The 13,149-nt window shown below is 60.9% G+C and carries 10 protein-coding genes; 9 read left to right on the plus strand and 1 reads right to left on the minus strand.

The window, feature by feature from the left end; genetic code table 11:
- Positions 1-7: 7 nt before the first annotated feature.
- From tssC to HAP48_RS44655, 7 genes are all read left to right on the plus strand, one after another.
- A complete protein-coding gene (tssC, locus tag HAP48_RS44625; protein ID WP_029080200.1) occupies positions 8-1,510 on the plus strand; it encodes a type VI secretion system contractile sheath large subunit in 1,503 nt (500 codons plus the stop codon).
- A 52-nt stretch (positions 1,511-1,562) separates the two neighbouring features.
- Positions 1,563-2,048 (plus strand): Hcp family type VI secretion system effector, encoded by a 486-nt coding sequence (locus HAP48_RS44630; RefSeq protein ID WP_029080199.1) that lies wholly within the window; start codon positions 1,563-1,565, stop codon positions 2,046-2,048.
- A gap of 68 nt (positions 2,049-2,116) precedes the next feature.
- Positions 2,117-2,665: a type VI secretion system baseplate subunit TssE gene (gene tssE, locus HAP48_RS44635; RefSeq protein ID WP_175612273.1), complete on the plus strand. Its 549-nt coding sequence runs from the start codon at positions 2,117-2,119 to the stop codon at positions 2,663-2,665.
- 1 nt (position 2,666) lies between these two features.
- Positions 2,667-4,634 (plus strand): type VI secretion system baseplate subunit TssF, encoded by a 1,968-nt coding sequence (tssF, locus tag HAP48_RS44640; protein WP_166206264.1) that lies wholly within the window; start codon positions 2,667-2,669, stop codon positions 4,632-4,634.
- Positions 4,598-5,662, plus strand: a complete 1,065-nt coding sequence (gene tssG, locus HAP48_RS44645; RefSeq protein WP_166215729.1) for a type VI secretion system baseplate subunit TssG — start codon at positions 4,598-4,600, stop codon at positions 5,660-5,662. The genes tssF and tssG overlap by 37 nt, the downstream gene beginning before the upstream one ends.
- A 98-nt stretch (positions 5,663-5,760) precedes the next feature.
- Complete coding sequence (tssH, locus tag HAP48_RS44650) at positions 5,761-8,397, plus strand: type VI secretion system ATPase TssH (protein WP_166206267.1); 2,637 nt, start codon at positions 5,761-5,763, stop codon at positions 8,395-8,397.
- Between the two features lie 5 nt (positions 8,398-8,402).
- Positions 8,403-9,989, plus strand: coding sequence for a methyltransferase regulatory domain-containing protein (locus tag HAP48_RS44655; protein ID WP_166206270.1), 1,587 nt, complete (start codon positions 8,403-8,405; stop codon positions 9,987-9,989).
- An 86-nt stretch (positions 9,990-10,075) separates the two neighbouring features.
- Here the strand turns inward: HAP48_RS44655 and HAP48_RS44660 are convergent, their stop codons facing one another.
- Entirely contained in the window at positions 10,076-10,705 is a 630-nt protein-coding gene (locus HAP48_RS44660; protein ID WP_166206273.1) for a hypothetical protein, read from the minus strand.
- A 129-nt stretch (positions 10,706-10,834) separates the two neighbouring features.
- On the opposite strand from HAP48_RS44660, the gene HAP48_RS44665 reads away from it, so the two are divergent.
- On the plus strand, positions 10,835-11,713 hold the full coding sequence (locus HAP48_RS44665; protein WP_029080192.1) for a hypothetical protein: 879 nt from the start codon (positions 10,835-10,837) through the stop codon (positions 11,711-11,713).
- 41 nt (positions 11,714-11,754) lie between these two features.
- The gene (locus HAP48_RS44670) at positions 11,755-13,137 is read left to right on the plus strand and encodes a hypothetical protein (RefSeq protein ID WP_166206276.1); all 1,383 of its coding nucleotides are present in this window, start codon (positions 11,755-11,757) and stop codon (positions 13,135-13,137) included.
- Positions 13,138-13,149 lie beyond the last annotated feature (12 nt).

A 13,149-nucleotide genomic window follows, 5' to 3' on the forward strand; every position in this document is an offset into this window, starting at 1 on the left:
GGGGACCATGGCAAAAGAAGCAACTCACAAAGAGACCACCACCCAGGTCAAGACCGTCGAAGCTGACGAGTTTGCTGCCCTGCTGAAGCAAAGCTTCAAACCGCGCACCGAACGTGCGGCAACCGAAGTCGAGAACGCGGTGTCCACGCTCGTTCAAGAGGCGCTGAAGGACACCAGCGTCATCAAGTCTGACGTGCTCGACACCATCGAGGAGATGATCGCGCGGATCGATCAAAAGCTGACCGCGCAGATGAACGAGATCCTGCACGCACCCGAATTCCAGGCGATCGAGAGTGCCTGGCGCGGTCTCCACTACCTCGTCTTCAATTCCGAGACCGACGCCAACCTCAAGATCCGGGTGATGAACGTCTCCAAGACCGAGCTGTATCGGAACCTGCGGCTGTATCCCGATGCGCGCTGGGACCAGAGCCCGCTGTTCAAGCAGATCTACGAATACGAGTTCGGACAGTTGGGTGGCGAGCCATTCGGCTGCCTGATCGGCGACTACTATTTCAGCCATCTTCCGACCGACGTGCAGTTGATGCGCGATCTCAGCAAGATCGCCGGCGCAGCACACGCTCCGTTCTTCGCCGGCGCCGAGCCGACCCTGATGGGGATGGATTCATGGACTGAGCTGTCGAACCCTCGCGACATCGGCAAGGTATTCGACACGCCGGAGTATGCGGCCTGGAAGGGACTGCGCGACCAGGACGACTCGCGCTATCTCGGCTTGTGCATGCCCCGAGTGCTGGGCCGCCTCCCTTACGGCGCGAAATCGGAGCCGGTGGAAGAATTCGCCTTCGAAGAGGAGACCGACGGGCATACCGGGGACAAATACGGCTGGATCAATGCGTCCTACGCGATGGCTGTCAACATCAATCGCGCCTTCAAGGAGTTCGGTTGGTGCACGCGCATTCGCGGCGTCCAGTCCGGCGGCGAGGTGATCAATCTGCCCACACACACCTTCCCGACCGACGACGGTGGCGTCGATCTGAAATGCCCGACCGAGATCGCCATCAGCGATCGCCGCGAGCACGAACTTGCAAAATCGGGGCTGATCCCGCTGATCCATCGCAAGAACACCGACAAGGCAGCGTTCATCGGTGCCCAGTCGCTCTACAAGCCGAAGAAATACTTCGGCGAGAAGGGTGTGGACGCAACCGCATCCGACAACCTGTCGTCACGTCTACCTTACATGTTCGCCGTGTCCCGCTTTGCGCACTACCTGAAATGCATGGTTCGCGACAAGATCGGATCCATGAAGGAGAAGGATGAGCTGACGGTCTGGCTGCAGACCTGGATCAACGAATACGTTGATGCCAACCCAGCCCTGTCGTCAGAGGCGCAGAAAGCGCGCAAGCCGCTGGCCGCTGCGAAAGTCGAGGTCATAGCAAACGAGGAGAACCCGGGATACTACAACGCACGCTTCTTCCTCCGTCCACATTTTCAATTGGAAGCGATGGACGTCGGCCTCAGCCTTGTTTCGCGCCTGCCAGGCCCGAGCTCCTGACGCCGAGTTATCGCAACCGTCACTCATCCAGGTTTTTTGAAAGGACTATACTATGGCTGTCGACATCTTTCTGAAACTCGATCCGATCAAAGGCGAGTCGCTCGACGACAAACACAAGGACGAAATCGACATTTTGAGCTGGTCGTTTGGCGAAAGCCAAAGCGGCACCTTCCACAGCGGCTCGGGCGGCGGCGCCGGCAAGGTCAACATGCAGGATCTCCACTTCACGCACTTCGTTGACAAGGCGACGCCTGAACTCTTCAAGGTCTGCGCCAACGGCAAGCACATCGATACCGCGATCCTCACTGTCCGCAAGGCCGGTGAAAATCCGCTGGAATATCTCAAGATCGAGATGAAGCACGTCCTGGTCGCCAGCGTATCGACCGGCGGATCGCATGGCGAAGATCGTCTCACCGAAAACGTGAGCTTGAACTTCGCGAAGGTGAAGATGATCTACAAGACCCAGACGGAAAAGGGCGGCGCCGGCGCATCGCCGACCTTCGGCTGGGACGTTCCGGCCAACAAGGAATGGGCCTGATCGCTAGCTTCCTGCTCGGCGCCGGCTGCCAATAGTGGCAATCGGCGCCGGCGGCATAGGGACCGTCGATGACCGTTACGCCAAAGAAGGACCGGCTTTCTCCTCCGTTGATGCTGGCCTTTCGCGCGGCCCACGAGGCCCGTGATGCGCGCAAGAAGATCGAGCTGCGCGATCAGTTCGGCGAGCGCGTCATAGCGGGGCGGCGCAGTGTCGGCCGTTTCCCGATCTCCGAAACGTTGCTGAGGCGAGAGGTCTCGCATGATCTCGAAACTCTTCTCAATACAATTGCTCTCGAATCGACCCTGGACTTGACAGGCCGCGACTGTGTCCGGACCTCGATCCTGAACTACGGCTTTCCCGATATCGCAAACCGGTCGATCGACGACGTGACGGACGAAGAGCTCAGCGATGCCCTACGCACGTCGCTCACGACCTATGAACCCAGGCTCGACCGCAAATCGATCCGGGTCCGGCGTGATACCTCGGTCGGCCCCGAGCAGCTCAAGCTTCGCTTCATCGTGCACACCGACCTGAAGTGCGAGCCGCTCAACGTGCCCGTGGAATTCGTCGCCGACGTCGATCTCGACAGCGGCGATATACAGATCAATCGAATGTAGCATGAATCGCGAGTTCCTCGACTTCTACAATCGCGAACTGTCGCTGCTGTACGAGCATGCGGAAGAGTTTGCCGAGGAATATCCTGGCATCGCCGAGCGCCTCGGCGGCCTGATCCGCGATCGCTCAGATCCAATGATTTCGGGCCTGCTCGAAGGCGCCGCGTTCCTTGCCGCTCGCGTTCAGCTCAAGCTCAAGCACGAATTTCCGGAGTTCACGGCGAACCTGCTTGAGCAGCTGGTTCCGAACTACCTCGCGCCAACTCCGTCTGCCATGCTGGTCAAGGCACAGCCGACCTATGCCGATCCGGCATTGCGTGACGGCAAGAAAATTGCGCGCGGCGCCTATTTCGACGCGACCTATCGCGAAAGGGAACGGAGCCTCGCCTGCCGTTTCCGGCTCTGCCGCGATATCGTGCTTTGGCCCTTTGACGTCACCGGCGCCGAGTATTTCGCGACCGCTGGCGCATTGCAGGCCCTCGGGATTCCAGTTGGCGGAGAGGTCATTGCGGGGCTCCGGCTCTCCTTGACCCACCGTACCGCCGCGCGGCTCGACGAAGAGCCGGCGGACGCGGAGGCTCGCAGCAAACCAGAGACCTGGTTCGCCGGCTGCCGCGCCAGCGAACTGCCCATCTATCTGACCGGCGCCGAGTCAGACGCTATCGCACTTTACGAACAATTGACCTCGAACTGCGTCGGCCTCTATTTTCGTTATCTCGACGATTTCGGCGATCCGGTCGTCATCCGGGCTCCGAACGACTGTGTGCAGCAAGTCGGCTTCAGCGAGAACGAATCCCTGTTTCCGAACGATAACCGGGTCTTTCGCGGCTCGGAGTTGTTGCGGGAATATTTCGTGTTTCCGCGCAAGTTCCTTGGCGTCAATCTGACGGGACTTCGCGCCGTGATGCCGCGGTTGCGCAGCAAGTCGATCGATATCGTCTTCGCGTTCGATGAGCACAACTCGCGGCTTGCCGCCTCTGTCCGGGCGGAGACTTTCAGTCTCTACACCGCCCCGGCGATCAACCTGTTCGAGAAAACCAGCGATCGCATCCCGGTCAAATCGAATACGCACGAATACCACGTGGTGCCCGACCGAAGCCGCTATCTCGAGTACGAACCGCACCAGGTGCTGGAGGTTTACGCGCACTTTCCGGCAGAAAAGGACAAGCGGCACGTGCGTCCGCTGTACTCCGCCGCCGTCGACCGGACGGCCGGATCGGTCGAGGGACTTTATTTTACCGTTCGTCGGCTACCGCGGCGCCGCACCGTCGAAGAGAAGACCTATGGCGCGTCCTCCGACTACACCGGGACGGACATGTTCCTTTCGCTGCTCGAGCCCGGCGACCTGAGCGGCGACGGATCCGCCGCCGAGCTGAGCGTCCGGGCGTTGTGCTCCAACCGGCATCTCACGGAACATCTGCCGGTCGGCCAGGGCGGAGCCGACTTTCGCCTGTTGGATGACACCTCGCTCGAGCTGATGTGCATAGCCGGTCCCACCCGGCCACGCGAGCCGGTGGTGGCGCAGTTGCGCAGTCGCAGCGAAATCGCCAATAGCGGCGTTGTCAGTTGGCGCCTGATCAACATGCTGAGCCTGAACTATCTCGGCCTCGTGGAACGCAGCGGTGGCAAGAACGCCGGAGCACTGCGGGAGATGCTGTCACTGTTCGCCGACCAGTTCGACGACGCTACGGAACGAAAGATTCGCGGCGTGCGCAGCGTCGAGAGCAGGCCCGTGGTGCGGCGGGTGCGAGAGCGTACCGGCAGTGGCGCAGCGCGTGGCCTGGAGATCACCGTGACGCTCGACGAGAAGGCATTCGAGGGCAGTGGCGTGTTCCTGCTAGGTGCTGTGCTGGAACGCTTCTTCGCCGACTATTCGGGCTTCAACACCTTCACCCAAACCGTCATCTCGACTTCGGAACGCGGCGAGATCATGCGCTGGCCGGCCCGCATGGGCACCCGGAGGCCGCTGTGACGCTGATCGACCAGATGAAGGCCGAGCCCTGGCGGTTCGATTTCTTCCAGACGCTCCGCCAGCTCGAGCGATCCAATCCGGATCGGCCGCGGATCGGCGACAGCGCTGCGCGTCGCGAGGAATTTGTTGACCTCGGTCAAACCCCCTATCTGGAATTTCCCGCGTCCAATCTGAGCTCGGTCGACGACCGCGATGGCAGGCTCAGAATCCTGGTCAAATTCCTCGGTCTGCTCGGACCGCAGGGCGCACTGCCGCTGGCCACCACCGATGAGAGCCTCGGCTGGCAGTTGATGCGAGACGACGCCTTTCCGCGCTTTCTCGACCTTCTCAATGGACGCTTTCTGCAATTGTTCTTTCGCGCCTGGGCGGACGCACGGCCGATCGCGCAGCACGACCGGCCATCGGATGACCGCTTCATCGCCTATGTCGGCTCCTTTGCCGGCCTCGGCTCTGATATCTTTGCCAATCGAGACACGGTACCGGACATGGCGAAGCTCAGCTTCGCTGGACTGGTCTCACCCAGGGCGAAATCCGCGTCACGACTGGCCCGGCTGCTGCAGGGGCTGTTCGATGTCAGGGTCGAGATCGACGAATTTGTCGGCACCTGGCTCCCGTTCGACGCGAGCCATTGCAGCCGCCTCGGCGCGGCGCACGCCAAGCTCGGCCACGACGCGCTTCTGGGCTCGCGGGTGTTCAGTGTCGAAGACAAGATCAGGGTTCGCGTTTTTGTGAAGGATTTCGCTCAATACGAGCAGTTCCTGCCCACCGAAGTGCCTAACCTCTCCGAGCCCCTGGCTGACGCGGTTTACTTCTATATCGGCGACGAACTCGAGTGGGAGGTGGAACTCGCTATTCCGGCGGGAGCGGTCGTCCCGATGAAGCTGGGACAGAGCGGACGCCTTGGGTGGACCAGCTGGGTTTCACCGAACTGGGCCTCGACCGAGGAATATCGCCGCGATGCTCGCTTTCACCTTGCCGAGCGTCTGAGAGCCCGGCGAAGCGCCGCGACAGACGCCCCGCCGATTTGAACCAATGCACCGGTCCGATTGTCCTAACATCATGGAATTCGAGCCAATTTCCATGATGAGCCGGACATCGCCGGGGAAATTGAGCAGGAGGCTCCACCGTGACCGACATCAGCCTTGAGGCCGTGACTGGAAAACTGAACCGCGCTGGCTACGATGCCTTCATACAAGCCCTGCGCCACGCCAAAAGCGCGAGCAACCGCAACATCGAGCTCGCACACTGGCTGTTTCACATCCTGCAACAGGAGCGGACCGACCTCAGCCTATCGGTGGATCACTACAAGCTCGACCGCGCGCGGCTGCTGTCGGACCTCGCAGGCGTCATCAACGGCTTCCGCAAGAACGAAACCGACATGCCGGGGGTCGCCAATTCGGTCATCGATATTCTCGACCGGGGCTGGCACTACGCCACGCTGTTCTTCGGCGAGACCCAGATCCGCACCGGCCATCTCCTGGTCGCCGGACTGAAATCGAATGAGCTCCGTCGTGCGCTCAACAACATCTCGCAGGAATTCGCCAAGATAAACGTAGACGCATTGGCCGCGGAGCACCGCGCCGTCTGGGCAGGCTCCGAGGAAGAGACCATGCGTCCGATGGACGGCTCCGGATTGGCCGGTGCCGGTACTGACGGCGCGGACCGGGCAAGTCCCAAGGGAACAACACCGCTCGACCGGTTCTCCCAGGATCTCACCGCCAAGGCCAAGTCGGGCCAGATGGACCCGATCCTCGGTCGAGACGACGAGATCCGCCAATTGATCGATGTGTTGATGCGCCGGCGGCAAAACAATCCAATTCTCACCGGCGAGGCTGGCGTCGGCAAGACCGCCGTGGTCGAGGGATTTGCGCAGCGCATTGCCGCTGGCGAAGTGCCGCCGCCACTGCGCAACGTCAGGCTCTGCGCGCTCGACATCGGCCTGATGCAGGCCGGCGCCTCGATGAAGGGCGAGTTCGAGCAGCGCCTGCGCTCGGTGATCGACGAGGTGCAGAATTCCCCTACCCCCATCATCCTGTTCATCGACGAAGCTCACACGCTGATCGGCGCTGGTGGTGCGGCCGGCACCGGTGACGCGGCCAATCTGCTTAAACCTCCCCTCGCCCGCGGCACGCTGCGTACGATCGCTGCGACCACCTGGGCGGAGTATCGCCAGTACATCGAGAAGGACCCCGCACTCACACGGCGTTTCCAGCCGATCCAGGTCGATGAGCCGGATGTCGCGACCTGCTGCATCATGCTGCGCGGTCTCCTCGGCCCGATGGAGAAGCACCATGGCGTTCGGATTTCGGACGCCGCGATCGTGACCGCGGTCAACCTGTCGCATCGCTACATTCCATCTCGACAGCTGCCGGACAAGGCGGTCAGCCTGCTGGACACAGCCTCGGCACGGGTAGCCATCAGCCAGAGCGCAACGCCGGCCCTGATCGAGGACGCTCGCGTCGCCATAGCGGCTCGCGAGGCCGAACGATCAGCGCTGGTCAGCGACGACGATCTCGGGGACGAGAACGCCGAGCGCATTACCGCAATCGACGGCGACATAGCGGCGCTGAAGGACAAGTTGACCGGCCTGGAGGCCGATTGGGCCAAGGAACAGGAGCTGGTCAAGGACATCCGCAGCATCCGCGAAATCCTCTCCGAGAGTGGAGACGAAGATCGCGCCACGAAACGCGTGGAGTTGCGCGGCAAATTTGAGACACTGGAGGGCATCAATCCGGAAAAGCGGATGATCTATGCCCATGTGGACCAGCAGTCGGTGGCCTCCGTCGTGTCCGACTGGACTGGTATCCCGACCGGCAGAATGATGCGCGACGAAATCGAGACCGTCCTGAAGCTGCCCGAAATCCTCAATCGCCGCGTGGTCGGCCAGTCCCATGGACTGACGATGATTGCCAAGAGAATCGAGACCAGCCGCGCCAAGTTGGACAACCCGTCCAAGCCGATTGGCGTTTTCATGCTGGCCGGACCGTCTGGAGTGGGCAAGACAGAAACTGCCCTTGCGCTTGCCGAAACCCTTTATGGCGGCGAGCAGAACATGATCACGATCAACATGTCGGAGTTCCAGGAGGCGCATACGGTCTCGACCTTGAAGGGAGCACCTCCGGGTTATGTCGGCTATGGTGAAGGCGGTCGGCTCACCGAAGCGGTCCGGCGCAAGCCTTACAGCGTTATCCTGCTCGACGAGGTGGAGAAGGCCCATCCCGACGTCCACGAGATTTTCTTCCAGGTGTTCGATAAGGGCGTCATGGAAGACGGTAACGGTCGGCGAATCGACTTCAAGAACACATTGATCATTCTGACCACAAACGTCGGCACAGATCTCATCATGGGCCTGGCGCGCGATCCAAAGTATCGCAACGAGCCGGAAGAACTCGCCAGGCTGCTGCGGCCCGAATTGCTGAAGGTGTTCCCTGCCGCGTTGCTTGGGCGCATTGTTTCGATCCCCTACTTCCCGCTTTCGGACGAGATGCTTGCCGGCATCGCCAGATTGCAACTCGACCGGATCGGACAGCGCCTGCGCGATAATCACAAGGCTGCCTTCGGCTACGACGACGCAGTCGTCGAGCACATCGTATCCCGTTGCAACGATCCGGACTCCGGCGGGCGGATGATCGATAACATCATCACCAACACGCTGCTGCCCGAACTGTCGCGTGAATTCCTCAGCAAGTCTCTCGCCAAGGAGGAAGTCAAGCAGACGCGCGTCTCGATCGTGAACGACAAGTTTGCATATTCGTGGAACTGATTGCGATGAACATCCAGACCGAGCACCGCCAGCCGACCACCGGTACCACGGCATACGATAAGGTGTATTATCCCGGGCACGTCTACGGACACACTCACCCGAACCACCTGGCGGCAATCGCAACGGTCTATGGCATGCAGCCGGCGGCCGTCGAGCGCTGCCGCGTTCTCGAGCTCGGCTGCGGCGTCGGCGGCAACCTGTTGCCGATGGCCTTTCAATATCCAGACAGCGAGTTCATCGGTATCGATCTGAGCGGCGCTACCATCGAGCGCGGCCAGCGAAATATCGCCGCATTGGGCTTGAGCAACATCAAGCTTCTGCATTGCGACATCATGGATGTCGACGCTGCCTTCGGACAGTTCGACTACATCATCGCGCATGGCGTGTATTCATGGGTACCCCCGAACGTGCGCGAGAAGATGATGAGCATCTTCAAGCAGAACCTGGCACCCCAGGGGCTCTGCTACGTCAGCTATAACGCGCACCCGTTCTCGCATCTCCGCGACATGGTCCGCGACATGATGCGCTATCACACAAGGCACATCACCGGGATGAAGGAAAAAGTGGGACAAGCTCGCGCCATCGTGAAATTTCTCAGCGAAGGATCGAAGTCCAACTCGGTGCACGGTGCAGTCATGCGCGATCAGTGCAACCGCGTCCTCAAGGCTCCGGACGAATTGCTTTTTCACGACGATCTCGATCAGGGCGCGACGGCCTTCCTGTTGCACGAAGTCGTCGAAGACGCCGGCCGGCATGGGCTGCAATATCTGAGCGACTCCGATTTCTCGCGACGCTATCTTGCCGGTTACAGCGAAGAGGTCCGCGCCACGCTGCAACGCTTTCCCGAAAGCGAATTCATGGCGCGCGATCAGTATCAGGACTTCATCGACGGCAACGGGTTTCGGCGTACGTTGCTCTGCCACGAAGGCATCTCCCTTGACCGCCAGGTCGATCTCGACTTCATCACCCGGTTCTATCTGCTGAGCTCCACCAGCCCACGTCGCCCCGACGTCTGCCTAACCGACGAGTCCGAGATGGAATTTGAGACTCAGGACGGCAGCCGAGTAACGGTGACCAAGCCGCTCCTGAAGGCTGCGCATCTTTGTCTCGGCCGGGCCTGGCCGCGCGCACTCTCATTCACTGAACTGCTCGATGGCGCCCGGACGCTGCTCGAGGGCCGGCAAACAGGCGATGACCAACGGATATTGACGGAAGCGCTATATATCCTGGCATGTAGCGGAGAGATTTCCTTTCTGAGATCACCGCCCTTTCTGGTGAAGGAAGCCACTGATCACCCGCAGGCGAGCCTGCTCGCCCGCAGACAAGCGCAGACCGGCCCGCTGGTCACCAATCCGCTCCACCAGACCGTACAGTTGGAGGACGACAGGATGCGCCAGTTCCTGCAGTTGCTCGACGGCTCTCGGACGATCGGGCAAATCGCGGCCGAAATGACTGAACTCTTCGGACCAACCATCCAGGTCAAACAAGTGGATGATGCCGGGCAGCCCGCCGAGCCGTTGCTGCTCTCGACCCGAGACAGCGTTGACCGTTCACTGGCGACGGTCGGAAAGCTGGGTTTGCTGGTGGCCTGACGCTTTCAACGGCGTCGACCTCGGTAAGGAACTGGCGGCACCGGGGCCGGCCCGCCAGTTTGTGGAGCGGACGCAGCCCCGTCCCCTCAGCCGTCGTGGGTGTATTGTTGGCCGAGCAGCCATCCGGTGAGAATGCCGCCGGGTCCGCTGGCATAGACCGAATTAAGGCCCACACCGGCGCGCAGCATCCGCCATTCATGTTCGCCGACCCAGGGAATGCCGGGATCACCCTTCTGATATTGCGACAGCAGCGTTCGGGCGACCTCTGCGGCATTGCCGTAAATCGGGCCGTTCGCCCAGCGGGGTCGCGGCAGGCCTGTCATGCGGCAATAGAGCGCAGTGCAGACATAGGCGGACGCCTCCTCCGCATTGGCGTCAAGGCCGGTGCGCAGCAGATCGTAAGCCGCATGCAAGGCCTCATGGACGATATAGGCTTCGTCCATCCGCCCCGTCGCCGACACGACCTCCAGCGTATTCGCCGCGACGACGGTACCATCCGCTCGTGTTCGCTCGACATCGTTATATTGTGCCGCAACCCCTGCCGCGAGGTCCGTCGGAACTCTGACGCTGACCTGTCCCAACCGGATCGCGCGTGCGACGTGATGGAACGTTTGCGGTGCAATCGTCACGTGGCTGCCACGGATCGGAAACCGGAAGCGCATGCGCGCGACCGCCGGGCCGTTGAGCACGTCTAGCACCCTGCTCCGAAGTGACATCAGATCGTCCTTGCTCTTTACATTGCTCCACGAATGGTGGTCGGCCTTTCCGGTTGGGAGGTTCAGTTGAACCCGGCTCCGTCCGGACCAGACCAATCAGAGACTGGCTTTGACTCGAAGGGCGGCCCCGTGACGACGACCGATCCGACCACGACCGACACCTACCGGAAGATCGCCGCGCGGCTAACTATGCTTCGGCCGCAGATCGATCTGTCGAAATATTTCGCCGGGCCGAATCCCAATGTCCGCCTCTATGACGAGAAGGCCTATATCCGACGTCAACTGGAGAAGTACGGCGTGGCGGCCGCGACGAGCACGCTCGACGGCGTCACGTTTCTGCCGAAGGATTGGGAAGACCTGATCAAGGTGCTGCGGATTGCCAAGACGTCGGACGGATTCGACGCCTTCGCCGAAGGGAAAAGCCCGGAGAAGCCGTCGCATTGGGCCCTCGATCTGTCGATGGCAGCCACAATCGGCACCGGATTTCGGGAGATCTGGCGCCCAAAGCTATCCGACCGGCCGCTCTCGACGCGAGACCTTCCGGGCCGGCACGGCTTCGGGCTCGGGCGCGGCCGAGGGCAATGGAGCGACGACTATAGTGCGCAATTCGGCAAGGACCCGCAGCCGCAAGACATCACGTCGCTGCATTTCGCAGTAGCGCCCGACCGGGTCAACGTTCACATCGACGAGACGGGCTTCGTGTTCGAGGGCGCAGACGGCGCCCTCACGGTCGGACCAAATTTCGGACACCACGCCGTCAATGAACTGTTCTGGAAGAGCAACCCTCACCTGCCGCGCTGGGCGATCGATCACATCGACCTGATCCTGCCGAACAGCGCCAACGATTTTTCGCGATTTGGCGTTTCGCTCGACATATTTCAACGAAAGAACTTTCGCGTTACGGTCACGGGGTCCTGCGGAATTTTCGGCGGATTCGAGTGCTCGGGAACGTTGAGCGTCAGTGGGACGCACGATCTGCTGGGCTCCAAGCCGAGAGGCGAGCGCTGACGTTCCGCCACTGACAACGACCACATTGCTGGTGATCAGTCATGCCGCAATTGAAAGACAAAGTCGGTAGGTTCGCCGCGACGGGTCGCAGCTGCCAGAACTGGAAACAAGACCAGGAGCTGGTCATTTCGCTGCTCAACAAGATCGCCATTTCCGACGGAGGCGCCGAGACCACGCTCAAACCGCAATTGGTCGTGACCGGTCATGCCAGCGACAGCCTCTACAGCTCGATTCTGTATTTCCAGCAGAAAAACTTCCCGGGCACGCCCGACGGCTATATTCGGCCTGGCGGGCCAACATTCAGCCGGCTCGTTGACCTCGCGACAAAGACGGCCGCCAAGCCTTCCCCTCCAAAGGGTCAATGGGATGCGATCTCTACGCCATCCGTCGATGCCGCACTTCGTAAGGGTTTGCTCGACGATTCCAAGCTGGATTACGCGGAAGTGGTCGATATCATCAGGGCGACCGTCGCGGACGGCACGGTCACTTCATTCGAGCTGGACGACCTGACCACCATTGCGAGCACCTCCAGAACGCTATCTCCGACTTCGAAAAAGCTCATCACGCTCTTCGTCGGCGACGAAAAGAAGAAGTGGCTTGGGGTTGGACCGTATGACCTCAATTCGGATCAAAAGAAGCTCGCCGCGGAGATGGTCTGCGATTTCCTCAAGAATACGAGGACCACGTTCTTTCCGAAGCTCGACCCGCACCGCGTCGGGATCGGGATTCTCAGGCGCATTGCGAAGCCGAGCCTCATCGATCAGGACCAGGCGAGCATGTGTGGCCCCTCCGCGTTGATGTTCAGCTACGCGTCCGACAAGCCGGGGCAGTATGCGCGGTTCGCCATCGACCTGTATCAGAAGGGGCAGGCGAGCCTCGGCCGCCTGCTGATCAAGCCGGGAAAGGACGTGAAGAACTACACGCCGCCCTACTCGCTGGACCACGTCGATTGGCTGACATGCGCCTCCATCCGCGACTCCGAAAACTGGTTCCTCGATTTTGACGACACCGGCAGAATAAGCGACGTCGCGGGGATCACGCTGCCGAGCGAAATGGAGCAATGGTTCCGCAAGGCGGGATACCGCGACGTGCGCGAGGAGACCAATCTGAAATTCAGCAAGGGCATCGACAGCGTCAACGAAGCCAACGCCCTGCTCGCCGGCGGATATCGCGTATGCCTTTTCATAAGCGCCAACCTGATCGAGTATGACGACCAGTCGGATGAAGGCTCCGTGTTGACGAGGCACTGGGTCGTCTTGCGTGACAAGATACAAGTGTCGAACGGAAACGTGACGACAACGATCTTCACATGGGGCAAGGGAGATTACGCGATCCCGCACCCGAGCAAAGGAGGCGCTCTGAAGCCCCTCCCCATTGGGGACTTCGTTATGAATTATTACGGCTACGTTGCCGCCAAACCGTAACTGGCCCTCGCC

The organism is Bradyrhizobium septentrionale, from assembly GCF_011516645.4.
Taxonomy (GTDB): domain Bacteria; phylum Pseudomonadota; class Alphaproteobacteria; order Rhizobiales; family Xanthobacteraceae; genus Bradyrhizobium; species Bradyrhizobium septentrionale.